Raw genomic sequence first — 24,123 nt, 5'->3', positions numbered from 1 at the left:
GCGTGCGGGCCGTCTAATAGCTTGAAAAGATTTTTCCTTGCATGAAGCAGGCAGACCTGCAACGCTTGTCTATCAGACCCATGCACCGCGCGTCACGCGCAGCATTCCCGCCGGCAAACCCTGTGCCGCGTGGGCCAATTTGACACCGCCGCCCCATGGCCGGCACGGATCAGAAAGGAACTTTCATGGAGAGGCTTGCTCATCAATTAGGGTTGCGCACGAATGTCACAATCTTCTTCTGGTCCGCCGGATTGATGATTGTATTCCTGCTGGCGCTGGTGATCGCACCAGAAGCGATTGGCGATTTCTTCGCTGATGCGCGTTCTTGGGTCGTCACCAATCTGGGTTGGTTTTTTATTCTGGGGGTCAATGTCTGGCTGATCTTTCTGATCTGGATTGCCTTCAGCCGCTTCGGCAATATCCGGCTTGGTCCGGCAGACAGCAAGCCTGACTATTCAAACCTGTCATGGTTCACGATGCTGTTTGCAGGCGGTATCGGGACGGTGCTGATGTTCTGGGGCGTGGCGGAACCGATCCTGCATTTCGCATCCCCGCCCTATGCCGAGACCGAACCCCATTCTGTTGAGGCAGCGCGCGAGGCGATGGGCTTTTCGCTGTATCATCTGGGCTTGCATACCTGGACGATCTTCACCCTTCCGGGGCTGGCATTTGCCTATTTCATCTATCGCTATGATCTGCCGGTCAGGGTCAGTTCGGTGTTCTATCCGTTCCTGAAAGACGGAATTTACGGCCCTGTCGGCAAGGCCATCGACATCGCCGCCATTCTGGGCACGCTGTTTGGTGTGGCCGTTTCCATCGGGCTTGGCACAAGCCAGATCAACGCCGGTCTGTCAGAATTGATGGGCGTGCCCGACAGCGTATTCAGCAAGGTTCTTATCATTGTTGTGCTGACGGCAGTTGCCACCACATCTATCGTGGTGGGGCTGGATAAGGGCGTCAAGGTTCTGTCGAATATCAATATCGGCATGGCCACAGGGTTGATGTTGTTCGTGCTGGTCACCGGATCAACAGTGTTCCTGCTGCGCGGCATTATTGAGACAGCGGGCATTTATGCGACCAATATTTTCCCGATGGCCTTCTGGAATGACATGATGGCCAGCTATACCAATGACGACGGTTGGGGCTGGCAAGGGGGCTGGACGGTCTTTTACTGGGCATGGACGGTTACATGGTCCCCGTTCATCGGCATTTTTGTGGCGCGTATTTCCAAAGGGCGCACCATTCGGGAATTCGTGCTGGGTGTGCTGCTTGCGCCGTCCCTGTTCACACTGGTCTGGTTCGCAATCTTCGGCTGGTCCGCGATGGAGATTGACGGCATCGGCGAGGTCGCGCGCGAAGCTTTGGGCGCAAATGCCGGCCAGATTGCCGAAGCTGTGGGCCGTGGCCCCGAATTCGCGATGTTCGCGTTTTTCGAGAATTACCCCGCCACCCAGTTGATTCAGGGTCTGGCGGTGGTGATCGTGGCAATCTTCTTCGCCACATCATCGGATTCGGCGTCTTTGGTCGTCGATATGCTGTGCACCGGTGACACGGAACCCGGCCCTGTGCGCCAAAGGGTGTTCTGGGGTGTGTCGGAAGGCGCGGTTGCCGCAATGCTGATCGTGCTGGCAGGCGAGGCGGGTCTGGTGGCCCTGCAACAGGTGATTACCGTGGTCGGGCTGCCGATCTTCATCCTTGTGTTTGCAATGATGTTTGCCTTGCTAAAGGCGCTTCTGGCCGAAAACATTTCCGGGGTGAAGGTGGGCAGGCCGCCGGATATCAAGAACACCTAGATGGGTTTGTGAACCAGAATATGAACGGCCCCCGCATGTCATGTGCGGGGGTTCATGGATTCCAGATGCAGCAACAGGGCGCTGTGGTCGGCCTCGCCGCCGCCACTTGCCACGAAATCTGCAAACGCCCGCTGCACCGCTTCGGTCTGGGGCAGGGTCAGTCCCTGCGCCTGCGCCAATGCGGCCACGGCGCGCAAATCCTTCAGATGCAACCGCGCAGGCCCACCGGGGGTGAAGTCGCGCGCGACCATGCGCCCGCCATGCAAGTCCAGTATGCGGCTTTCGGCAAAGCCGCCGCGAATGGCCTGCCGGAACTTCGCGCGATCCGCGCCGCCTGCCTCGACCAGAACCATGGCTTCGGCGACGGCGGCAATGGTGATGGCGACAATCTGTTGGTTGGCCAGTTTGCACACCTGCCCTGCGCCTGACGGGCCGACATGTGTGACCCGCCCCAAGGGCGCGAACACGGGCGCAAGCCGGTCAATGACGTCCCCCGCACCGCCCGCCATCAGCGCCAATGTGCCCGCCTCTGCACCGGCCACGCCCCCTGACACCGGACAATCCACATGCGGGGTGCCTTGCGCGGCCAGCCGCGCGGCATGATCGCGCGCCTGATCCGGCGCGATGGAGGATGTGTCCACCACAACAGCCCCCGCCGCCAGATGTGCCGCTGTGCCGCGTGCAAACAGCACATCTTCCACCGCTGGCCCGTCCGACAGCATGGTGAACACTACCCCTGCACCCGCCACGGCCAGCGCGGGGGTATCGGCCAGTTCTGCGCCATCTGCGACAAGGGCCTGCGCCTTGGCGCTGTCGCGGTTCCAGACCCGCACAGCGAATCCCGCGCCCAGCAGGCGCCGCACCATGGGCGCGCCCATCAGCCCCGTTCCCAGAAATGCGATTTGTTGGCGGGTCATAGTTGGCCCCCGAGTTCATCCTCGATATGGGTGCGGATAATCTCGTCAAAGGTTTTCTCGGCGGTGAAACCCAAGGACTGCGCGCGTGTGGCGTCAAACCCGGTGGCCCAGCCTTCGCACATGCGGGTGATCATTTCATCGGGTTCATGCCTGATAAGCGCCACAGCCTTGTCGCCCGCAACACGGCGCAGGGCTTCAATCTGCTCGGCGACGGTGGCACTCAGGCCGGGCATTGACAGGTTGCGTCTGGCGCCAAGGGCCGACAGGTCCATCGTGGCACCATGCAGCATGAACCCCACTGCTGCGCGCGGCGATGCATGCCAGTGGCGGATTGTATCGGGGACGGGCAGAATGGCGGGCTGTCCGATCAGCGGTTCGCGCAGGATGCTGGAAAAGAAACCGGATGCGGCCTTGTTGGGGGCACCGGGGCGAATGCAGATCGTGGGCAACCGGATGCCGATGGCGTCCATAAACCCGCGCCGCGTGTAATCCGCCAGCAGCAATTCGCAAATTGCCTTTTGCGTGCCATAGCTGGTCAGGGGCGTGCAGTGAAAATCATCCGGAATGGGGTGCGGCAGGGGCGCGCCCACCACCGCGATTGACGATGCAAACACCACGCGCGGCATATACCCGTCCGCCATATGCGCCAGCCGTATGGCATCGAACAACCCGCGCGTGGCGTCAAGATTGATGCGGTAGCCCTTGTCGAAATCCTGCTCTGCCTCGCCCGAGACTATGGCGGCCAGATGGAACACGACATCCGGGCTTGTGGCGATCAGCTGCGCGGGGGTGTCGGGGTGTTCCAGATCGGCCGCGATGCAGGCCACCTGTCCGCCGAAATTTGCGGGGGCTGTCGGGGCCACAACATCGGCAAGGGTCAGGCGTGATACCGCCTGCCCGCCCAATGCGCCATCTGCCACCAGCCGTTCTGTCAGCTTGCGCCCGACCATTCCGGCGGCACCCGTTATCAGAATGTGCATGTTCTTGTCCTTCGTCATATGCGCGGTTTGGTGCGCTTGCCTTCATCTTAATTTGTCTGATAACCTGACATATATAGAATGCAAAGAACAAATTGCCCATTGCCGGAAGCACTCCATATGACAAACACGCCTGACACATCCTTGTTGCAGGGGTTGCAAGACACCCTTGGCGCAGAACTCGCTGCGGATCTGGTTTTATCCGGCCCTGACATGGCCCCCTATTGCCGCGACTGGCATGGCGATGTGCAATCGGACGCGCTGGCCGTGCTGCGCCCGCGCGACACGGCACAGGTGTCGGCGTGCATGCGTGCAGCCGCTGCCATGGGATTGGGCGTTGTGCCGCAAGGGGGGCGCACGGGGCTGGTGTTGGGCGCTGTGCCCGATACGCCCGCGCGGCAGGTGGTGCTTAGTCTGGAACGGATGAACCGCATCCGCCGCATCGATGCCGATGATTTCACCGCCGAGGTGGAGGCCGGCGTTGTGCTGCAAGCCGTGAAGGACAATCTGGCCCAAGCGGGGCTGTTTTTCCCGCTGGCGCTGGGTGCGCAGGGCAGTTGCCAGATTGGCGGCAACCTGTCCACCAATGCGGGCGGGCTGAATGTGCTGCGTTATGGCATGACGCGCGATCTGGTGTTGGGTCTGGAAGTGGTGCTGCCGGACGGGCGCGTGCTGGATTTGCGGTCACGCTTGCGCAAGGACAATCGCGGTATTGACCTGAAACAGCTTTTCATCGGGGCCGAGGGCACGCTGGGTGTGATCACGGCGGCCACGCTGAAACTTGGCCCGCTGCCCGAACAAACCGCAACCGCGCTGCTGGCGCTGGACCGGCTGGAAGATGCGATGGCCCTGTTCCGGCTGGCCCGCCGCCAGTGCTGCGACCTGATGTCGGCGTTTGAATTCATGCCGCCGCTGGCGTTCACACTGGCGCAAGAGGCCATGCCGGATTTGACCATACCCATGGCCACAGATGCCCCCGCCTATGTGTTGATGGAACTGTCCGGGTCCGGGCTGGTCGATGTGGCCACCCTGATGGAGCGGTTTTTGGAACTGGCGTTTTCCGAAGGGCTGGTGCGCGACGGGGTGATCGCGCAATCCCAGATGCAGGCGCAGGGCCTGTGGCTGATCCGCGAGGGGATGAATGAAGGGCAGGCGCGGCGCGGGCGGCATTTGCGCACCGATGTGTCGGTGCCCTTGTCGCGCCTGCCGGAATTTGTGCAAGCTGCCGAAGCGGCGGTCACAGCCGCGCTGCCGGGGGCCGTGTGCGTGTCCTACGGGCATGTGGGCGATGGCAATGTGCATCTGAACGTGCTGCCCGCCCCCGAAGGCGATGCAGACCACCAGATCGAGGCTGCGAAGAAGCTGATCTATCAGGTGTTGGCACGCTTTGACGGGTCCATCAGTGCCGAACATGGCATCGGACGCCTGAAGCGCGCGGATTTTCAGGACGCCCTGCCGGACACGCAGCGCGATGTGCTGGTGGCGATCCGGCGTGCGATCGATCCCGCGCAGGTGATGAACCCGAATTGTCAGTTGGCGCTGGGGGCGGGGGAATGAGTGCGGCAATGTCCGGTTTCGCGCGCAACACGCAGCTTTCCACGCGCATTGCAGCCCACCTTCTGGCGCAGATCGAAGCGGATGGTCTGACAACCGGCGCGCGCCTGCCGACCGAAGCGCAACTGGCGCGTGATTTCGGCGTCAGCCGCGCGGTTATCCGCGAAGCGATTGCGCAGTTGCGCAACGAAGGGCTGGTGGAAACCCGTCAGGGCGCTGGCGCGTTTGTGGCCGATATGGCTGCACGCCCGATCCGTCTGGACGCCCCGCAAGATATGGACAGCCGCGCGTTCCAGCACCTGTTCCAGTTGCGCGCCCCCCTGGAGGTGGAGGCCGCAGCCCTGGCCGCGCGTCATCGCAGTGCCGCCGATCTGGTGCGGATCAGGGCCGCATTGGCACGGTTTGACGAACCGGAAGACAGCGCTGACAGTTCGGTTGCGGCAGATCTGGAATTTCACCGCGCGCTGGCGCAGGCAACGGGAAATCCGTATTTCGTGCAGTTTCTGACGGCCATTTCAGACCGGATTGCCCATGTCATATTGGCCGCACGCGCGGAAATTCCGCTGGATGCGCTGCATGCCCAGACCAGACGCGAACATGCCGCAATTTCCGACGCGGTTGCGGCAGGTGATGCGCGGGCCGCACGCGCCGCAATGCGCACCCATCTGGAAGGTGGCGCGCAGCGCGTGGGCTTGCGGTTGGAGATGTTTGACTGACGCCCATCCCTGACAGTTTGCACATATCAACACGAAAAGGTGCTGCATGAAGATTACCGCCATTGAAACCATTCGCATCGCCGAACGCCCCAACCTGTTGTGGCTGGAAGTGCACACCGACGAGGGGATCACCGGACTGGGCGAGACGTTTTTTGGCGCGGCCACGGTTGAAGCGCACGTGCATGAATGGATCGCGCCGCGCGTTCTGGGGCGTGACCCGTTGCAGATTGACGCCTTGGCGGCTGATCTGGTGGGCTATCTGGGGTTCCGGTCTGCGGGCGCGGAAATGCGCGGCAATTCCGCGTTCGACATTGCGCTGTGGGATGTTTTCGGCAAGGCCACGGGCCAGCCGGTTGCGCAGTTGCTGGGCGGGTTCACGCGCCCGTCCATACGCACCTATAACACCTGCGCGGGGCTGGATTATATCAAGAAGGCTGACGGCCAGCAGGTGGGCAACTGGGGGCAGGGCAAGAAGCCCCATGCCTATGACGACCTTGATGCATTCCTGCACCGCGCAGACGAGCTTGCCCTGTCATTGCTGGAAGACGGGATCACGGCCATGAAAATCTGGCCCTTTGATATTGCCGCCGAAAAGTCGCGTGGTCAGTATATCGCGCCCGATGATCTGCAAACCGCCCTGCGCCCGTTTGAGAAAATTCGCGATGCCGTGGGCGACAAGATGGACATCATGGTTGAATTCCATTCCATGTGGCAGCTTTTGCCCGCCATGCAGATTGCCCGCGCACTGGCCCCGTTCAACACATTCTGGCACGAAGACCCGATCCGTATGGACAGCCTTGGCAGTCTGGCGCGCTATGCGCAGGCATCCGTCGCGCCGATCTGCGCATCTGAGACACTGGCCACGCGCTGGGGGTTTCGGGATCTGCTGGAAACCGGCGTTGCGGGCGTTGTGATGCTGGACCTAAGCTGGTGCGGCGGCCTGTCCGAGGCCCGCAAGATCGCGTCCATGGCCGAAGCATGGCACCTGCCTGTCGCGCCGCATGATTGCACCGGGCCTGTGGTGCTGACGGCATCCACCCATCTGTCGCTGAATGCCCCGAATGCACTGGTGCAAGAAAGTGTGCGCGCGTTCTACCGCACATGGTACCGTGATCTGGTCACTGCCCTGCCAGAGGTTAATGACGGCCAGATAACCGTGCCCCCCGGACCGGGGCTAGGGCTTGCCCTGAACCCTGAATTGGACAGGGCGTTTGACACCAGTCGCAAGGTTACCCGCCTGAACGACCTTTGATCATGCACGCATCTGCGGATGTGTCGCCCTGCCATGCAGGCGGCGCTGCACAAATTTCCGCGCCGGATTGATCATGCCTATTCAGCCGCAAACACGGTTTTCCCAGTATGCCGTGGCGCAGGGGGCGTGCGGCGTCCGGCAACCCATATCAGATCATGCAAGTCATCGCCTGTGGGCTGGAAGGACAGCGGCGCGTCAAGGAAAATCTGGCGGATTGCCGCAATATCGGACGCATCACAGGCGCGTTGCAGGCGGTCCAGCAAGGCCGACAATTCCTGCCGGGGCGATGACACTTCTGTCGCTGTCATGATCTGGGGATGTGCTGTGCCTTGCGGGTTATCCCCGATCAGCAATTCTTCATAGAGTTTCTCGCCCGTGTTCAGCCCGACAATCTTGATGGCGATATCGCCTGTTTGTGTGGCGGCAGGGGCGGTGTGATCGATGATATAGGGCTTCAGGCCATGCAGCCGGATCATGCTTTGCGCTAGGTCCAGAATCTTGACCGGTTCGCCCATATCCAGCACAAAGACATCGCCCCCTTTGGCCATCGCCCCGGCCTGAATGACCAGCTTTGACGCTTCCGGAATCGTCATGAAATAGCGCGTGATATCGAGATGGGTGACCGTAACGGGGCCGCCCGCATCGATCTGGGCACGGAACCGCGGAATAACGGACCCCGATGACCCCAGAACATTGCCGAACCGCACCATGGAAAAGACAGTGTCTGTGCCTGCCATTGCCAGTGACTGGCACACCAGTTCGGCCATACGTTTCGACGCCCCCATGAAGTTCGTCGGGCGCACCGCCTTGTCGGTCGAAACAAGAATGAAACTTTCGACGCCATGTTCCGCCGCCGCGTGTGCAATGGTTTGTGTCCCGAACACGTTGTTGCGGATACCTTCGGTTACATTCTCCTCGACAAGGACGACATGTTTATAGGCGGCGGCGTGGTAGACTGTCTGCACATGAAATGTGCGCATGACCGCGCGTATACGCGCCGCATCCCGAACCGAGCCAAGAACGGGTTCAATGCGGACAGGGCGGTTGCCACGCTCCAGACTCTCGCGCAATTCCATTGAAATCGAATACAGGGCGAATTCCGACACCTCGAACAGCACCAGCGCTGCGGGGTCATGCTTGATGATCTGGCGGCATAATTCACTGCCGATGGAACCGCCTGCACCGGATACAAGCACAACCTTGCCGGTTATGTTCCTGCTCATCAGGTTATCCTGTTCGGGCACCGGATCACGCCCCAGCAGATCTTCCGGCTTGACGCTGCGCAGGTCAGTGACTGTCGCGCGCCCCGAAACGATATCCGCCATGCCCGGCATTGTCTTGATGGAAATGCCCAAATGCTGGATCTGTCTTATAATCTCTCGGCGACGGGTGCGGTTTGCACTGGTAATTGCCAGCAGGATAGACTTGATCTGCATGTCCTGAACAAGCTGGGCGGCAGTTTGCGATGAATGGACCCGCAACCCCGCAACCAGCGTATTATGCAGTGCCGGATCATCGTCGATGAAGGCGACGGGGTTGTATTCGCAACCATGCTGCAACGCTGTCTGAAGTTGTCGTCCGGCATGGCCGGCCCCGTAGATGGCTATGGGCTGCGCGTCTTGTTGTGCCGGCCGTCGCAGAATATTGCGCATGGCAAAGCGCACCCCCCCGATCGCAAGCAAAAGCGCCAGCGCATAAATTCCGGGAACCGAGCGCGGGATCGGTCCTGAAACCACAGAGGATGACACGAACAGCAGCACTGCCGAGAAAACCACCCCGATTGCGATGGCGCGCAGGGCTTTTGACGAAATAAACCTGACGATTGATCGATATAGCCCCAGTTTGATAAATGCCAGAATCGTCAGGGGAATAACCGGCAGTATTGTCAGCCAGATTTCGGGTTTGGTCACGAATGACAGGCTTTCAAGCCTGACGAACATCGCACCGGCAAAGCAGGTAATTATGATTAAACTGTCCGCAGCCATTTGTATGGCGCGTTTCAGCGGTCGGTTAAAACTGAGCGCATGCGCAAGTAATCTTGCCATTTGGGAACAAGCTCAAAAATATATTAAAAATGCGTATTAAAAAGTATTAAAAAAAATTACTCGTACCAACAGGTCATTGTTAGCATGTCGTGGGCGCGCTTAATAGCCTGTTAGCCATATAATGGTCCGAAAATTTCCTTTAGCGGGGGCGCATGATGCATTTTGTCCGCTGTGCAGGTGCATGGGCGTCCTTGGGCCGCCTGTTTGCCATGTTTGCGTATAGCAGTGCGAATCATTGTCCTGACTGGTGGTGCGCAAGACTGCGATCTGATGGGCAGCGCCAGATTGTTGGATGGGCGGTCGGCGGGCGACAAATTCATTGCGTAACGCACTTAAATGATCGCAACCTGCGTCGAACGCAGCTATAATGATGCCATTATACTGCGGCTATTGTACCGATGTTTTTTTGCTGACTGGACGATTTATATTGAACGTGATTTCGGGTGCCCGAACGGGCCAAGACATAGGGCATTCCCGCCAGAACGTGTTCCGCAGGTTCGTTTTGCTGTTGCTGGGGGCCAGTCTGGGGCTTGGGCTGTTGATGAACGGGTCCACGGCAGACCCCTATCGGCAGATTTCATTTCTGGCGCTCTCGGTTCCGGTTTTTCTGACGGTTTTCGTGCAAGTGACGCAGTATCGCGCACGGATGTTGCTGCGCTGGGTCATGACAGTGATCTGCGTTTTGCTGTTTTGGGGTGGAATGCAGGTTGTACCGGTGCCCTTTAGCGGGTTGGCCCATCCTGTTTGGGACGATGTAACAGATATGGGGCTGCATACCCGACGGTATATTTCCGTAGCCCCCGCCCAGACGCTTGCATCCCTGCCGTCGCTTGTGTTGCCGTTTCTTGTTTTCGCGGCGGCGCTAAGTCTGTGCAAAACCAAGGAGGACACGATCTTCGCATGGGGCATGCTGGCCGTGATCGGTGTGGCGCTTGCGGCAGTGTCCGCAGCGCTGCATCTGCTGTTTCCACAAGCGCAGTTCTTTTCGGATTACGTTGTTCAGCACGGGCGCAGGTTCACCGGAATATTCGTTAATGCCAATATGACGGCGGCGTTCTTCGCGTTGGTGGCATTTGTGCTGGCGGGGTATATGCTGTCTGCGTCAGGCACGAAAAACCGGCGCGCGGTGCAACGTGACGTGCTGCCCGGTATGGCTGTCAGCTTGCGCGATGTGGTTTTGTGCAGTGTGCTGTTCCTGATTGTGATCGGCATTATTGTCACGCGGTCCAGGGCGGGAACGATGCTGGGCTTTGGGGTGCTGAGCGTTTGTCTGGCGGGCTACATTCTGCTGCGCCCCGTGCCGGACAAAGCCCGTTCGGGCAGTGTGCCCCGGTGGTTAAGGGCGCTGATGGCCGCTGTTCTGGGGCTGGTCATGCTGCTGTTTTTCGGTGAACCGATGGTTGCACGCATGGGGGACACGTCGCAAGATCTGCGCTGGTGCGCCATGCAGTCCACATGGAAAATATTCCTTGATCGACCCGTTACCGGTTCAGGGTTCGGCACGTTTGCCCAGACATTCCCGCAACACCGTGATGGTGCCTGTCTGGGCACAGCCGGTGTCTGGCAGCGTGCGCATAACTCCTATCTGGAATTCCTTGCGGGTTTCGGGGTGGTGGCATTAGCAGTGCTTGCCGCCGCTTTCGGTGTTTTGCTGTATGTGCTGGTCGGCGGGGTTATGCGCAGAAAATCCCTGAAGGCGATTCCGGTCTTTGGTCTGGGTGCCTTGGGTTACATGGCCGGACATTCCTATTTTGACTTCCCGCTTCAGATACCGGGCATAGCGGCCTATTTTGCCGCCCTTCTGGGCGTGGCTTGCGCTGCATCCCTGCTGGACCGGCAATCCGTTGGCAGGCACCGGCCAATTATTCAGCACGATCCGTATTCTACGAACGATTTCAACAAGAACTTCAAATCCAACCCATAGCTGCACTCGGGTACGAGTGGACATTTTGATTTTAGATTTCGAGGTATCATGAGCCATCATGACCATTCCAGCACGTGGTTTCTGGCGCAGGTGAAGCCAAACGGCCACGCACTCGCAACCCGTAATCTTGCACGGCAGGGATTCGGGACCTTCCTTCCACTACAGGAACAGACCCGACGTATACGGGGCAAGTTCGTCAAGCAGACGCGCCCGCTTTTCCCAGGTTATCTTTTTGTGGCGCTGGATATGGCGCTGGGGAAATGGAACGCTGTGAATTCGACCTATGGTGTTTCGCGGCTGGTGTGTTTCGGCAAGGAGCCTGCGCCCGTGCCCCGAAACCTGATCGGTGAATTGATGCGCCGCTGCGATGCGGAAGGAAGGCTGGTGTCGCCCGACATGTTCAAAGCCGGCGACACGGTGTCCGTAACACAAGGCCCGTTTGCCGATTTCGTCGCCAAAGTCGAGGGGGAAACGCCCGACCGCCGCATCTGGGTGCTGATGGAGTTGATGGGCGCCCAAACCCGTGTTGCACTACCCGCAGCGCAGTTGCGCGCCATCTAGGGTACGGTCTTCCTAATCGAAGAAGGCGTTCCACTGCGGCCTTGGTGGACATTCAAGGCGCAGCGCCACTTCGCGACACAGCCATGCGTGAGCGTTTCAAGAAAACGAAAGCCCCCCGACAAAACCTATCGGGGGGCGCAGGCAATCTGAAAAGATGCCAAATGGTGTTTAATACGCTTCGATATTGTTGCGAACCTGCAAGGGTTGGCCGGTAACCGTCGTCACGTTGTTGAAGAATTTCTGCCATTCGACGGCTGCGGCATTTGTTACGAACAGTACATCACCGTCGCGCATTGAAAAGTCATTCGCCAGGAAAAAGATGTCTGGTGAACGGTAGTTCGCGCGGTAGATGGTGGGCACCTCGTCGCCGGATATATGAAGGCCGGTCAGATCGGCCCCCATCCGTTCCAGTGCGTCGCGGTGTTCGGTGCGGTATACCAGAACCTGTCGTGGATCGGCCTGATTGTCAGTCAGGCTGGACGCGCGTGCAACCGCGTCATTCAGCGATACACTGTCGGAACCGAAAGGAAATGCCCCGACCTGTCCGGTTGCGCCGAAGACATAGAACGTTTTGTCTTCCTCTGCGACATCCAGCACGTCACCGGGTGCAAGAAAGATATTCTCGCTCGCGTTGGTGGTAATGTTGCGATAGGCAACTTTCACGCTGGAATTGCCGCGCGTCAGCGTCACAAACGAACTTGACGCCCCGCCACTGATACCGCCTGCCGCAGCAAGCATTTCAAGAACACGCACGCCGCCTTCGCGCAGCGGGAACACACCGGGTGTTCTGACCGCCCCATCTACGGAAACCCGGGAAAAGTTCTGTTCCACAATCTCGACAGCGACTTCCGGTTCAATCGCGCGATCTGCAAGGCGGTCACGGATCACGCGTTCAACCTGTGCGGGGGTCTGGCCAGCGGCTTGCACAGCACCGGCATAGGGAACCGTGATGCGCCCGCTTTGGTCCACGCGCTGCGCGGGAAGCTGCACGAAATTGCCCGGACGTGCGCCAGCTTCTTCGGGCAGGAACAACCCGCCAGACTGGCTTTCAAATACAGTAATCCGCACGACATCGCCCGGCCCAAGCCGAATGGATGGTGCCTGCGAACGTGCCGCCCCGAAAGTCCGGAACGAACTGTCCGGATCGGAACTGACCAACGGCAAAACGGCACGCGTTACATCAACGACAACATAATCATAGCCCACTGTCGCGCCTTCGTTCCTGACCGATGCGGCGGCGTTCATATGGATGGCATTTTCGCGCGGTCCTGAACCCGGAAGCATTGCGCATGCCGACAATGCAAGTGATAAAATCGCAGTGATTGCGACCCTGAAAAGAGTCTTCATAATTCTGCCCCTGAATCTATTTATCTATATTTTTGCGACTGTAATGTAGCGTCAGTGAATCGAATTTCTTGCGGAAGTCCTTAACAGTTGCCTACCAAAGTTGGTATTGAAATCGACTGATCCGCGCCCGAGACATGTTTATTTTGTTCCCGAACGTTGCCCTTGCGACACGCTGGAGGCGCAATAACCAGCACTAGGGCGCGCGGCGCGATACTCATTCTACCTGCCATGTCGTCATGTCAGGCCACAGGGCTGGAGGGGGGCAGTGTTGGTCTCGTGTGTTGCACATGCGATGTTTGCCCTGTGTCGTCGTTTCATGTTAACGGGTGCAATCCGGTTTCGCAGATGACCTGTGCGCGGCATTGGATGGCATTGATTTTACAAACTATTTTCATTCATGCACCTGCTGGTTTCCGTTAAATGCCCTTGTTGTCATACTTGCAAAAAACATTTACCAAGGTATCGCGCAACGATATCGCGCCGCAGCAGGGGTTCGTCGTCATAGGTGATATCCACGGCTGTTCCGACCTGCTGGGGGCGATCGTCGAGTTGATCGCACAAGATGCGGGCGCTTCCATGCCACTGGTTTTTCTGGGCGACTATGTGGACCGTGGTGATAGCAGCGCCGAGGTTCTGGGCTTGTTGCTGGCACTGCAAGACGGCGTGTGGCCCGCCGACGTCACCTGCCTGAAGGGCAATCATGAAGTCATGATGCTCGACTTTCTTGCGGACCCCGAACAATACGGGGAGTTCTGGTTGACGAATGGCGGGATGCATACTCTGGCCAGTTTCAAGATCAGCCCGCCTGCGCCGTCGGCTTCGGCTGGCGACATGCGCGCGGCGCGTGACAAGCTGAACGCCGCCTTGGGCCAGGAGCGGTGTGACTGGTTGCGCAGCCTGCCTGAAAGTTATCAGAACGGGAATGTGCTGGCTGTTCATGCCGGTGCGGACCCGCGCCGCCCTGTTGGCGAACAAACTGCCGACCATCTGGTTTGGGGGCATCCGGAGTTTATGAAAGTGCCCCGCCGTGATGGTATTTGGGTCGCTCATGGACACAGCATCGTGGAACAGGCCCGTGCGCAGCAGGGGCGCATCAGTGTCGATACCGGGGCTTATGCAACAGGGGTGCTGTCAGCCGCGGTTATTGATGAAAATGGCTGCCGTTTCCTGACCGTCAAACGAAAACGATAGCGAACGGCTGGTCCGTTCACGCGCGCCACCCGTTCCATGTGGACAAACTAGCCGCGTTGGTTTAGCATCCATGACAGATTTCAAGGTATTTTATTTCTGGCGGAAGGTTTTCATACTGACCGGCATTTCAGGAGATTGATTTGATGGTGAAGTTCTATGCGCCAGTATTACGCGTTTTGGCTTTTGCAGGTGCTGTTGTCGCGACCAACGCCGGTATAACAGGTGCAGATGCGCAAACACCCACCACGCTGAGTGTTGCCGACCTGATCGAATCCGCACAGAATGAACGACCACAAGATGTTGTTGGCCTGCCCGGTTCCCAGTTGGTGGAAATTCTGGCAGCCGCAACCGAAGCAGACCGCGCAGCGCTTCTGGCCGCGTTGCCAACAGGTGATGTTGCGTCTTTGCTGGCCGTTATGGTTCTGTCCGGCGCAGAGGCTGGCCTTGTCGCTGATGTGCTGGCATCCGCAGTGTCGCTTGATCCGGATGCGGCGCAATCGCTTACGTCGGTCGTGATTGTAAACTCATCGCCGGATGCGTTGCCTGCATTGGCCGCCGCTATGGTCGCGGAAATACAGCAGGCCGCCACAGACGGGCAAGCTGCTGATGCAGGCGCGATTGAGGCGCTTGTGCAAGCGACACTGGCCCTTGATCGCGGGGGCGACACTGTCGCTGCCATCGTGGCGCTTGGTCAGGACGCCACCGGTGATGCGGGCAACCCCGTGGCAAGGGCACTTGCTACAATCGCGGATTCGCCGTCAACCGGTGCGGTGCTGCGCAGCAGGATCGTGGCACAGGTTGCTATCGCTGGCGGGGCTGTTTCCAGCGCATTCGATCAGCAACGTGCAGTATCCGACGTTGGGGATGTCGTGCCCGGACCGCAAACCGATCTTGCAGGGGCAGGGCCTGATGATGCGCCAGTGGTGCCGCCAGCTATTGGCGGGGGGGACGCAACGTCCTCGCAAACGTCGGGATCACAGTCCGGACAACGGGCACCAGGCATTCAGACAGCCTCTTCGCCATCTGGCGGAAGTGGCCTTTCGTCAGGTGGCGGCGGGGCCTCTGGTGGGGGGACATCAACTGGTACGCCAAGCGGGCCGGTCAGCCCGAATTGATATCGGGGCCCCGAAATGACAGCATATGCGCGCCGATGCCCCGGTTTGTCGGGGCATCTTGGTGTTTGCGCCAAAGGCCAGCACCCTAATTCCCCCAACCCGAGGTTATGCCGATGAACCGTCATTCCAGCGATGCCTTTGCACCGCAGGACAACCTGACCCCGACGCAAAGCGATGAGATTGACCTGGGTAAACTTCTGGGGCTGTTCCTGCGCAATTTCCGTATGGTGGCAATAGCGACTTTTCTGGGTGTGGTTCTTGGAATTGGCTTTCTATCGACGACGACGCGCCTGTATACGTCCCAAGTGGACATCAATATCAGTGGTGCCGCAGACAGTGACACGTTTCACGACTTTTCCGGTGTTGCAGGCCCGCGCGCAACGGAAGTCCAGATTGAGACCGAGTTGCAGGTCCTAATGTCCGAAACTGTCGCCGAACGTGTGGTCAGGGCTTTGGACCTGCATCAAAACACGATATTTCTGACCCCTCCGCATAGCGGCCCGGGACGGGCAATAGGTTTCATCAGAATGCAGTTGGGCGGGGCTGTCGGGGCCGTCAGGTCATGGTTGTCACAGGATCTTCCGGATCTGGCGATGTTGGAAATTACCCCCGAAGCAGAGGAAATCGAGCATGCTGTGGCACTGCTGCGCCGCAACATGTCGGTCTCCTCGATACGGGGCAGCCGTGTTTTGCAAATTCGCTACACATCGGCCTCTGCCAGCCTGTCCGCGCGCATTGCGAATGCAATCGCACAAGCCTATATCGAGGACCAGCTTGAAGCGACAGACGCCGCATCGCAACGCGCCATAGACTGGCTGCATGACCGGACGCAGGATTTGCGCCGCCAGTCTGAACAACTTTTTGCAATTGTTGAGGATTTTCGCGCAGAGAACAATCTGCTTGGGGTTGATATTGACCGTCTGGCTGATGCCGAATTTGAACGCCTGACGCGCAATCTGGTTGATGCACGCGCAAACCTTGTCGAATTGGAGGCCCTAAGCCGCCGTCTGGACGAGATTGTCGCCACCGAAGATACCACAGCCGTCGTGCGGGAAACGGCGACCCAGGGCATTACATCGGGTTTGCGGTCGCGCTACCTGGAGGTGTTGCGCGCCTATAACAATCTGACCGCGACACTGGGTGAAGACCACGCCCAGGCGATCCGCCGCCAGCGCGAGTTGCAGGAGATCGAAGCGCTGATGTTCGAAGAAATTCGCCGCAGTTCCGATTTGACGCGCAATGATGTTATTGCAGCGCGGGAACGGGTCCGCGGGCTGGAAGCCGCTCAGGCGGCCGCGTCGGAACGTGTCGGCGCCGACCACAGCGTCATCGCCGAGCTGCGCGAGTTGGAGCAGGATGCAGGCACTGTGCGGGATCTGTATTCAAGCTATCTTCAACGCTATCAGGAAGCGCTTCAGCGCCAGCAAATCCCGACATCTTTTGCGCGTGTTCTGAACCGTGCGCAGCCCGCCGCCATGCCCAGTTCGCCGCGTTCTGCACTTGTCTTGGGGTTAAGTGCCGTTCTTGGGTTTCTGTTTGCTGTCTTTCTTATTGTCTTCCGAGAGTGGCGTGATGACAAGGTCCGCTCGGAGGAGCATATTCGCAGCGGGCTTGGTTTGGAATACATGGGCGGGCTGACAATACTGAAAGGCCGGTCCGAAACCGTGCCTGCGCGTTTGCAAGAACAGCTGCCCCCGAACAAGCGACTTGTTCGCCTGCCCGATATCATGACCTTCTCGGTTGACCAGCCGGTCTCGAATTTTGCCGAAACCCTGCGCACTGGCAAAATGAGTATTACACTGCGGCATGGTCAGGTGCAGCGCGCACCGCGTATCGGGATTGTGTCCTGCTTTCCCGCCGAAGGCAAAACGACGACAGCGGCGAATTTCGCCAATTTGCTGGCGCAGCAAGGTGCCCGTGTCGTCCTTATCGACGGGGACATGCGAAACCCAGGCCTAACGCGCGCGCTGGGCAGGGAATTTGATACGGGTTTGGTGAATGTCCTGCTGGGCGAAGTGGACTGGCGCGAGACTGTCCACCTTGTTCAGGAAACGGGCCTGCATGTTATTCCCAACAGCAAGATGCGTGCGGCCCATACGGCTGAACTGATGGGCAGCAACAATATGGCCGCGCTGCTGGATCAACTGGATCAGGATTATGACTACATCTTCATTGACCTTCCCCCGATTGGTCCCGTGGTTGATGCGCGCGCGATACTGGACAAGCTGGACGGGGTGTTTTTCATCATAAAATGGGGGGGCACTGCGCTGGATGTGGCGCAGATGATCCTGCGGATGGACCAGCGGCTGCGTGATAAATGCTATGGTGCGTTCATGAACATGTTCGACCCGAAGAAAGCCCAGTCCTACGGCGTCTACCAGCACTACAGCTATTACCGGTCTTACTACAAAAGCTACTATCGCGATGGTTAGGCTGGTTCTGGTTATGGGCCTGTTGATGACAGCGTCCGTGACGTGGTTGCAACTGGCGCAGCATGTGGCGTGGAAGGGGCTTGGCACGCTGTCGGCCAAGGTTGCATCAGGACGTTTCGTGCCCGATGACCTTGACGTAATTGCGCCGTTTCTTCTGCGCAATACCCCGCAGCGCTGTGCTGTTTTGCGTACGGGGGTGCCTGTTACGCTGAACCTGTATGCGGGGGATCTGATGGCGCATGCGCTTGATACAAGCACATTCCACCCGTCAGATGATCCCGCGCTGACGTCACAGCGCAAGCAGACGCAACGCCTTTTGCATGATGCGATTGCCTGTGCGCCAATGGACGGTGATTTGTGGCTAAAGCTGGCGATGGTTGCGCGGGCGCTTGATGAACCCGCCCCAGCCATAACGCGTTACCTTGCCATGTCACAGAAATTCGCGCCCTATGAAGGCTGGATTATGGACCGGCGCGCGCAGTTGTTCTGACACGAAATCTGGATAGCGATTAGCCTAACAGGCCGGCAATTATAATATCATGCCATGCCTTCGGGTCGTGTTTGTCCTGAATTATCAGGAATTCATAGGGTGTTTCATGCCAGCGCAGCACGCGCGATGTTAAATTGTCCAGAACGAAATCTGACCCGTTTATATTTACCAGCAACACAGCATGAACCGTGCCCCGTGGCGTGCGCGTTATGGCCAGACGCAGTGCATGGGTTGGCCAGCCAAGGGCAATCAGTTCCTTTCGCTTCTGAAGTGCGAAATCTTCGCAGTCGCCCTGCGGGACGTTTATATCCCAACTGTCAAACCCGCCGTCCTCGACCGGGGTTATTGTCCTGTTTACAGACCAGTTCACCTTTATGGCGGCGTTCAGATCGTCTTGGGGGCTTCGGTTAAGGGGGCGCCTGTCAGTGTAGATGTCGCATTGACCGACATAGATTTCGCAGAACCTGACATGTGCAGGGACCGGACGGCGCGGCACAAAGTCGAAACTTTGGTCAATGCTGGCGCGCTGTTGTGGAACCTGCCCTGCGATTGCCGAGGTGATTGTCATCATCGCTGACAACGCCCCCATGCACAGAATGTAGTGCCATGCAGACATCCCCATTCGTGAAATCCGTGCCCGCCATCCGTGACAAAAAATTCCACCGGATTCCCGAACATAGTTAATTGACCGCATTTTCATGCGTGCACCCCACACTGTAATCACCCAATGCAAGGATCACTTGAAAGCCAACGTTCTCAGGGGCTTAAATCTGACGATTTTCTGGCTTTTACCTAGAAGTTTAGCTATGCGGCGGGGCTTGCATGGCGCAAAAGCACGGGCTGTCCGGCAAGGCCGACGCGATAGAGTGCGCACCAGTTATGCGCGGGCAGGGTCGAAAAAACTTGCGCGCAGGCCGAAGGCAGGCGACCTTGCCGTTGTGCTGAGGGTTGGCTGGCATATGTCGGTTAGCCGGATGGTCGGTCGTGATAGATGATTAGCAGGCGCTGCTGCCGTGTTCGTTGCGCCGGTATTGGAATGTAGTGATAACACTCGCATGACAGATATTCGTTGGAAGCAATGGCAATCAGACTGGCGCAGGATGGAAGCGATTGCCCAAAGGCGCGGATGGCAGTTGGTGCCGCTCGCTGTCTCGCCTCCTGCATCCGAGGCCGCTGTCAACGCAATTGAAACCCGCCATGGAATGACAGTGCCGCCACAGCTTCGCGATGCGCTGACGCGCTATTCCGCGCGTGTTACTTTAGGCTGGCATATTCCGCCACATCTTCGCCCGCTGGAGCGCGAGAACTTTCCCACCATGAGTTTCAACAGAAATGCGATATGGGATATCGATCACATCATTGATTTCGCGATTCCGAACTATCTTGGCTGGAAAGCGCGTCTGGCGGATCAGGACCTTTGTGAAGCCCCGAATAGTCCTGATATGTGGGAACACCAGTTTCCCGTTTACAGTCTGGTGAATGGCGACATGATTACCATCGATATGTCAGCGCCCGAGGCGGCAAATCCTGTGCGCTATTTCAGTCACGAACTGGAAATGCTGCATGGCCTGGCACTCGCGCCGGATTTCAACACGTTCATAACCGAGATGTCGAAACTGGGGGTTGCCGGAACGGAATGGGCATCATGGATGCCGTTCGGCCACCTGAACAAGGCGCGCAACACATACGAGTTGCGGGCGGACAGCGCAGGCGGGCAGGCATGGCGCAACTGGTTGGCAAAGGACCCCGCCGCCCCCGTGTCAGATGTTCCGCCACCTACGATCGTGGCGGAAACACCGGCTGACCGCGCATTGCTGGACGGGGCACGCGCCAATGACATGAAGGCCGTTGAACGGGCGCTGAACTCCGGTGCCAGACCCGACGTCGTTCCGGACAAAGACTGGCACTTGCACAGTGGAAACTGGAACGAGGAGTTTTCGACCGCCCTGACCTATGCCGTGCGCCACAACAACCTTCCGCTTGCGCAGCTATTGCTTGGTGCCGGGGCGACCTTGAACGCGCGCCGCCTTGTGCTTGCTGATGCGGTGCAGATCAGCGCACTGGACACAGTGCAATGGCTGATCGCGCAGGGGGCGCGCGTCAACGGTTGGAAGGATGACCGCCATTGGCCGATTCATCTGCTGGTCACACAACGCAGCAAGCTGACGGCACCGACAAAAAGTGAACTGGAAACGCGCCTGCGCGATGAAAACAAATGCTGGTCCGAAGCGGATGACAATTCGGACCATCAGCGGGTTATGCGGGACATTCTGGAGAAGCGCGTTCAGGATCAACTTCTGGCGTGGATCGACCGGCCCACCTACCTTTCGATGCTTGATGCGGTGTTGCATGCTGGTGCGCAACCGGATGCGCGTTGGGATAACGGGCTTACGATGCTGATGTGGGCAGACGCAGACGATGGCGAGGTGCTGTTGCGCGCGGGTGCGGATGTCAACGCGTGGGATGCGACCGGGAACAGCGCTTTGCATATGGCCAGAAGTCCGGCCAAGCAGCGTTTGCTTGTGGCGCATGGGGCTGATGTAAACGCGTTGCAGACATCGTCGATGGGCGTCGGGGGCGACGACTGGATGAAGACCCCGCTTCAATCTGCACTGCTTCTGTCAAGGCTCGACGGACTAGAGCGCGCGCGCGCACTTCTGGAACTGAATGCGGATCCCCATAAGCGCGACGCCCAAGGTTGCAGTAGTCTTTGCTATTGCATCACAATCGAAAGTTTCAGACTGATCGCCGCTTGCGGCCTCGACCCGCAGGAACGCATTCCTGATGGTGGCACCCTGCTGCATAATCTGTTCAGGCAAACCAGCGTTCGTGCGGGCTGGCCTGCCGAAGTTGAATTCCTTGATTTCCTGCTAGGCCAGGGGCTGCCGATCAACGCAGTGGATGACGCGGGACAGACGATGTTGCATGTCGCCGTTAAACGCACACAGGCGGTCGAGGATGTTGCGCTGCTTTTGGAGCGCGGCGCTGATACATCGGTTCGCGACCGTCAGGGCCAGCGCGCTATCGATCTGGTGCCGCGATCACGCAAGGAATTGCGCCGGCTTCTTGGGGGGGCGGCGCGTCGCTGACATGCTGTGGTTTCATTCGCCCTGTCTGGTATCCGCCATGGCCTGCGCCGTTTCATCAAGGGCCGTGTGCAGGGCCGCAGCAGTGTCAGGCCCAAGTGCGGCCACAACCTCGTTATGTGCTTGTTTCCAGTAGGGCAGCGCGTTGGAAAGCCTGATCGTGCCAGCCTCTGTCAGTTGCGCTACGCGCACGCGCCGGTCTGCTTCGCTGCGGGTGATGGTAACAAGCCCCGCTTTTTCCAGCGCGCGCAGATTGCGGGTAAGGGTGGATATCTCCAACGCCAGCACCTCGGACAGCCGCGCCATGGGCTGCGCGCCATCCGGCCCAAGGGCGATTGCGCTCATCAGGGTGACTTGCGTGGCCTGCAATCCGGTGGGGCGCAAGGCTGCATCGTAGGCGCGCGTGATTGCCCGCGCTGTCCGCCGGGCGCGAAAGCACAGGCAGTCCGTGGCCATGATCTGCGCTGCGTGAAGGTGGTTCATGTTCTGCCCATCGTTTCGGTCACAGATCCTTATCCACATCGTTTCTGACACAAACTTGTATATGCAAGATAGTTCTGCTAAACAAGTCTGGGAAAAATCCAGACAGGCTGTGACCGCGCGTGCTTAACAAGACTTTCCCGAACTTCGCGTCCACGTTCAGCAATACTAAACCTTCCTGTGGTTGCAAGGGCATAGCCCATGATTGCGGACAATGGTCGGTTGCGGTTGTGCTGTCCAGGCGCGTATGTCGCGCACTGCAAGTCGGGGTGGCCAGCAGGAACGCCGCGGGTTACATGCTGTGGCGAAACATACATTTTGAATATACCGGACCCAGACAGTGACCAACGACACCACAAACCTTGCGATTCATGCGCGCGGGCTTGTCCGCCGCTTTGGCGATATGACCGCCGTGGCGGGAATTGATCTTGATGTGCGGCGTGGCATGATCTTTGCCGTGCTGGGGCCGAATGGCGCGGGCAAGACCACGCTTTTGCGAATGCTGGCCACCCTGACCGCGCCTGATGCGGGCAGCGCAACTGTGATGGGACATGACATCATCACGGCACCGCAAAAGGTGCGCGCCTCCATTGCCATGACGGGCCAGTTCGCCTCGCTGGACGAAGATCTGACAGGGCGCGACAATATGGTAATGCTGGCGCGACTTTGGGGGTTTCGTGGCAGTGCCGCGCGGGAACGTGCCGACCAGTTACTGGCCGCGTTCGAATTGTCTGCCGCTGCGCGCAAGCAGGTCAAGAATTATTCGGGCGGCATGCGGCGCAGGCTGGACATTGCCGCGTCCCTTATCGTGACACCGGGGGTGTTGTTTCTGGATGAACCGACCACGGGGCTGGACCCGTCCGCGCGGCAGGGCGTGTGGCAGTTGATCCGGCAGCTGGCTGATTCTGGCGTGACAATTCTGCTGACCACCCAGTATCTGGAAGAAGCCGACCAACTGGCGGAACGGATTGCGGTCATTGACCACGGCCGTAAGATTGCCGAAGGCACCAGCCGCGAATTGAAGGCCGCGCCAGGGTCGGGTGTGCTGCATGTGTCATTGGTGGACCAGGCCCAGTTGGATGCCGCTGCTGACTTGCTGGCCGCGCGTCTGGGGGCCGTGGTGCAGCGCAGCCCCGAAGGTGCTGAATTGTCCATTCTGGCGGGCACGGCCGCAGACGCCAATGCCGCGCTTGCCGCCCTTATATCTGAGGGGTTCACCGTGGCCGATTTCCGCATGGGCGCGCCCAGTCTGGACGAGGTGTTCTTCGCGCTGACCGGCAAGACCGATACAGCCGCCACCACACAAAGCCCGCTTGAGAAGGCAGCGCCATGACCGATATCACTGCACCCCCCGCCGATACCTTGCAAAACGGCCGTGCCCCTGCTGGCGGAGCGCCCGGTATTGCGGCGCTGCGCCACGCCGCCCCACCTGCGCCACCGGGGCCAATGTCAAACGCGCTGGTGTTTGGCTGGCGCGCGATCCTGAAATTCCGGCATGTGCCCGAACAGTTGTTCGATCTGGTCATGACGCCGATCATGTTCACCTTGCTGTTCACTTTTGTGTTCGGGGGCGCGCTGGCGGGGTCGCCGGGGGATTACCTGCAATTCTTTCTGCCGGGTATCCTTGTGCAGACGGTCGTGTTCAATTCGGTCTATTCCGGAATGGGGTTGTCCACGGATTTCCAGAAAGGGTTGTTCGACCGTTTCCGCACCTTGCCAATCTGGTCGCTGGCCCCTTTTGCAGGGCTGATGGTGGGTGATATGCTGCGCCACCTGATTGCGGGCGGCATCATTCTGGGGATCGGGCTGATCCTTGGCTACCGGCCCGAAGCGGGGCTGGTTGGCACTGTGCTGGCATTTGCAATGCTGCTGACAATCGGGTTTGGCATGGGCTGGGTGTTTATTGTTCTGGGGCTGTTGGTGCGCACACCGATGACGGTGATGACGCTTGGCTTTACGATCCTGTTCCCGATCACCTTCGCGTCGAATATCATGGTTGACCCTGCCACCATGCCCGACTGGCTGCGTAGTTTCGTCGAGGTTAACCCGGTGTCATTGATGGCGACCGCGTTGCGCGGGCTTATGTCGGGCACAGCAACCCTGACCCAGATCGGGCTGGCGCTGATTGCGCCTGTGGTGCTGACACTGACGCTGGCGCCGCTGGTCCTGTGGCTTTACCGGCGCAGATGATGCGCCGCGTCATGGTGCTGACGCAGCGCGTCACCGCCAGCAGGCAATTCAGC

At 59.0% G+C, this 24,123-nt stretch carries 19 protein-coding genes; 13 read left to right on the top strand and 6 right to left on the bottom strand.

Annotation, left to right across the window (positions count from 1 at the left end; translation table 11 throughout):
- Window positions 1-185: 185 nt before the first annotated feature.
- The gene (locus ACTIE1_RS08995) at window positions 186-1,793 is read left to right on the top strand and encodes a BCCT family transporter (protein ID WP_439561529.1); all 1,608 of its coding nucleotides are present in this window, start codon (window positions 186-188) and stop codon (window positions 1,791-1,793) included.
- Between the two features lie 38 nt (window positions 1,794-1,831).
- On the opposite strand, the gene ACTIE1_RS08990 is transcribed toward ACTIE1_RS08995, so the two are convergent.
- The gene (locus tag ACTIE1_RS08990) at window positions 1,832-2,710 is read right to left on the bottom strand and encodes an NAD(P)-dependent oxidoreductase (protein WP_439561528.1); all 879 of its coding nucleotides are present in this window, start codon (window positions 2,708-2,710) and stop codon (window positions 1,832-1,834) included.
- On the bottom strand, window positions 2,707-3,690 hold the full coding sequence (gene denD / locus ACTIE1_RS08985; protein ID WP_439561527.1) for a D-erythronate dehydrogenase: 984 nt from the start codon (window positions 3,688-3,690) through the stop codon (window positions 2,707-2,709). The genes ACTIE1_RS08990 and denD overlap by 4 nt, the downstream gene beginning before the upstream one ends.
- A gap of 117 nt (window positions 3,691-3,807) precedes the next feature.
- On the opposite strand from denD, the gene ACTIE1_RS08980 reads away from it, so the two are divergent.
- Genes ACTIE1_RS08980 through ACTIE1_RS08970 form a run of 3 tightly spaced genes read left to right on the top strand, consistent with a single transcriptional unit; the run spans window position 3,808 to window position 7,209 of the window.
- Entirely contained in the window at window positions 3,808-5,244 is a 1,437-nt protein-coding gene (locus ACTIE1_RS08980) for an FAD-binding oxidoreductase (protein ID WP_439561526.1), read from the top strand.
- Window positions 5,241-5,957 (top strand): FadR/GntR family transcriptional regulator, encoded by a 717-nt coding sequence (locus ACTIE1_RS08975; RefSeq protein WP_439561525.1) that lies wholly within the window; start codon window positions 5,241-5,243, stop codon window positions 5,955-5,957. The genes ACTIE1_RS08980 and ACTIE1_RS08975 overlap by 4 nt, the downstream gene beginning before the upstream one ends.
- A 46-nt stretch (window positions 5,958-6,003) precedes the next feature.
- Window positions 6,004-7,209 (top strand): mandelate racemase/muconate lactonizing enzyme family protein, encoded by a 1,206-nt coding sequence (locus ACTIE1_RS08970; RefSeq protein ID WP_439561524.1) that lies wholly within the window; start codon window positions 6,004-6,006, stop codon window positions 7,207-7,209.
- A gap of 77 nt (window positions 7,210-7,286) precedes the next feature.
- On the opposite strand, the gene ACTIE1_RS08965 is transcribed toward ACTIE1_RS08970, so the two are convergent.
- A complete protein-coding gene (locus ACTIE1_RS08965; protein WP_439563343.1) occupies window positions 7,287-9,149 on the bottom strand; it encodes a polysaccharide biosynthesis protein in 1,863 nt (620 codons plus the stop codon).
- Between the two features lie 538 nt (window positions 9,150-9,687).
- On the opposite strand from ACTIE1_RS08965, the gene ACTIE1_RS08960 reads away from it, so the two are divergent.
- Window positions 9,688-11,178, top strand: a complete 1,491-nt coding sequence (locus ACTIE1_RS08960; protein WP_439561563.1) for an O-antigen ligase family protein — start codon at window positions 9,688-9,690, stop codon at window positions 11,176-11,178.
- Window positions 11,179-11,226: 48 nt separating this feature from the next.
- Window positions 11,227-11,739, top strand: a complete 513-nt coding sequence (gene nusG / locus ACTIE1_RS08955; RefSeq protein ID WP_439561522.1) for a transcription termination/antitermination protein NusG — start codon at window positions 11,227-11,229, stop codon at window positions 11,737-11,739.
- Window positions 11,740-11,907: 168 nt separating this feature from the next.
- Here the strand turns inward: nusG and ACTIE1_RS08950 are convergent, their stop codons facing one another.
- A complete protein-coding gene (locus ACTIE1_RS08950) occupies window positions 11,908-12,984 on the bottom strand; it encodes a polysaccharide biosynthesis/export family protein (protein WP_439561521.1) in 1,077 nt (358 codons plus the stop codon).
- Between the two features lie 522 nt (window positions 12,985-13,506).
- Here ACTIE1_RS08950 and ACTIE1_RS08945 point away from each other — a divergent pair.
- The 4 genes from ACTIE1_RS08945 to ACTIE1_RS08930 all read left to right on the top strand — a co-directional run bounded on the left by ACTIE1_RS08945 (window position 13,507) and on the right by ACTIE1_RS08930 (window position 18,314).
- Window positions 13,507-14,277, top strand: coding sequence for a metallophosphoesterase family protein (locus tag ACTIE1_RS08945; protein ID WP_439561520.1), 771 nt, complete (start codon window positions 13,507-13,509; stop codon window positions 14,275-14,277).
- 143 nt (window positions 14,278-14,420) lie between these two features.
- The gene (locus ACTIE1_RS08940; RefSeq protein WP_439561519.1) at window positions 14,421-15,392 is read left to right on the top strand and encodes a hypothetical protein; all 972 of its coding nucleotides are present in this window, start codon (window positions 14,421-14,423) and stop codon (window positions 15,390-15,392) included.
- Window positions 15,393-15,505: 113 nt separating this feature from the next.
- Window positions 15,506-17,824, top strand: a complete 2,319-nt coding sequence (locus ACTIE1_RS08935) for an AAA family ATPase (RefSeq protein WP_439561518.1) — start codon at window positions 15,506-15,508, stop codon at window positions 17,822-17,824.
- Complete coding sequence (locus tag ACTIE1_RS08930) at window positions 17,817-18,314, top strand: hypothetical protein (RefSeq protein WP_439561517.1); 498 nt, start codon at window positions 17,817-17,819, stop codon at window positions 18,312-18,314. Before ACTIE1_RS08935 ends, ACTIE1_RS08930 begins: the two co-directional genes overlap by 8 nt.
- A 19-nt stretch (window positions 18,315-18,333) precedes the next feature.
- Here the strand turns inward: ACTIE1_RS08930 and ACTIE1_RS08925 are convergent, their stop codons facing one another.
- Complete coding sequence (locus ACTIE1_RS08925) at window positions 18,334-18,936, bottom strand: transglutaminase-like cysteine peptidase (RefSeq protein ID WP_439561516.1); 603 nt, start codon at window positions 18,934-18,936, stop codon at window positions 18,334-18,336.
- Window positions 18,937-19,369: 433 nt separating this feature from the next.
- On the opposite strand from ACTIE1_RS08925, the gene ACTIE1_RS08920 reads away from it, so the two are divergent.
- The gene (locus ACTIE1_RS08920) at window positions 19,370-21,403 is read left to right on the top strand and encodes an SMI1/KNR4 family protein (RefSeq protein ID WP_439561515.1); all 2,034 of its coding nucleotides are present in this window, start codon (window positions 19,370-19,372) and stop codon (window positions 21,401-21,403) included.
- Between the two features lie 12 nt (window positions 21,404-21,415).
- Here ACTIE1_RS08920 and ACTIE1_RS08915 read toward each other — a convergent pair whose 3' ends face one another.
- A complete protein-coding gene (locus ACTIE1_RS08915; protein ID WP_439561514.1) occupies window positions 21,416-21,883 on the bottom strand; it encodes a MarR family winged helix-turn-helix transcriptional regulator in 468 nt (155 codons plus the stop codon).
- A 400-nt stretch (window positions 21,884-22,283) separates the two neighbouring features.
- Here ACTIE1_RS08915 and ACTIE1_RS08910 point away from each other — a divergent pair, with 400 nt between their 5' ends.
- Both ACTIE1_RS08910 and ACTIE1_RS08905 read left to right on the top strand, forming a co-directional pair.
- Window positions 22,284-23,213, top strand: a complete 930-nt coding sequence (locus ACTIE1_RS08910) for an ATP-binding cassette domain-containing protein (RefSeq protein ID WP_439561562.1) — start codon at window positions 22,284-22,286, stop codon at window positions 23,211-23,213.
- Window positions 23,214-23,326: 113 nt separating this feature from the next.
- Window positions 23,327-24,070: an ABC transporter permease gene (locus ACTIE1_RS08905; protein WP_439561561.1), complete on the top strand. Its 744-nt coding sequence runs from the start codon at window positions 23,327-23,329 to the stop codon at window positions 24,068-24,070.
- Window positions 24,071-24,123: the final 53 nt, after the last annotated feature.

The organism is Roseinatronobacter sp. (assembly GCF_051859525.1).
Classification (GTDB): Bacteria; Pseudomonadota; Alphaproteobacteria; order Rhodobacterales; family Rhodobacteraceae; genus Roseinatronobacter.
This window is presented reverse-complemented; position numbering and strand designations above follow the sequence as displayed.

Coding starts and splice junctions, on each gene's coding strand:
- ACTIE1_RS08995 (WP_439561529.1), top strand. CDS start 186: ATGGAGAGGCTTGCTCATCAATTAGGGTTGCGCACGAATGTCACAATC.
- ACTIE1_RS08990 (WP_439561528.1), bottom strand. CDS start 2,710: ATGACCCGCCAACAAATCGCATTTCTGGGAACGGGGCTGATGGGCGCG.
- denD (WP_439561527.1), bottom strand. CDS start 3,690: ATGCACATTCTGATAACGGGTGCCGCCGGAATGGTCGGGCGCAAGCTG.
- ACTIE1_RS08980 (WP_439561526.1), top strand. CDS start 3,808: ATGACAAACACGCCTGACACATCCTTGTTGCAGGGGTTGCAAGACACC.
- ACTIE1_RS08975 (WP_439561525.1), top strand. CDS start 5,241: ATGAGTGCGGCAATGTCCGGTTTCGCGCGCAACACGCAGCTTTCCACG.
- ACTIE1_RS08970 (WP_439561524.1), top strand. CDS start 6,004: ATGAAGATTACCGCCATTGAAACCATTCGCATCGCCGAACGCCCCAAC.
- ACTIE1_RS08965 (WP_439563343.1), bottom strand. CDS start 9,149: ATGTTCGTCAGGCTTGAAAGCCTGTCATTCGTGACCAAACCCGAAATC.
- nusG (WP_439561522.1), top strand. CDS start 11,227: ATGAGCCATCATGACCATTCCAGCACGTGGTTTCTGGCGCAGGTGAAG.
- ACTIE1_RS08950 (WP_439561521.1), bottom strand. CDS start 12,984: ATGAACGCCGCCGCATCGGTCAGGAACGAAGGCGCGACAGTGGGCTAT.
- ACTIE1_RS08945 (WP_439561520.1), top strand. CDS start 13,507: ATGCCCTTGTTGTCATACTTGCAAAAAACATTTACCAAGGTATCGCGC.
- ACTIE1_RS08940 (WP_439561519.1), top strand. CDS start 14,421: ATGGTGAAGTTCTATGCGCCAGTATTACGCGTTTTGGCTTTTGCAGGT.
- ACTIE1_RS08935 (WP_439561518.1), top strand. CDS start 15,506: ATGAACCGTCATTCCAGCGATGCCTTTGCACCGCAGGACAACCTGACC.
- ACTIE1_RS08930 (WP_439561517.1), top strand. CDS start 17,817: ATGGTTAGGCTGGTTCTGGTTATGGGCCTGTTGATGACAGCGTCCGTG.
- ACTIE1_RS08925 (WP_439561516.1), bottom strand. CDS start 18,936: ATGGGGATGTCTGCATGGCACTACATTCTGTGCATGGGGGCGTTGTCA.
- ACTIE1_RS08920 (WP_439561515.1), top strand. CDS start 19,370: ATGACAGATATTCGTTGGAAGCAATGGCAATCAGACTGGCGCAGGATG.
- ACTIE1_RS08915 (WP_439561514.1), bottom strand. CDS start 21,883: ATGAACCACCTTCACGCAGCGCAGATCATGGCCACGGACTGCCTGTGC.
- ACTIE1_RS08910 (WP_439561562.1), top strand. CDS start 22,284: ATGACCGCCGTGGCGGGAATTGATCTTGATGTGCGGCGTGGCATGATC.
- ACTIE1_RS08905 (WP_439561561.1), top strand. CDS start 23,327: ATGTCAAACGCGCTGGTGTTTGGCTGGCGCGCGATCCTGAAATTCCGG.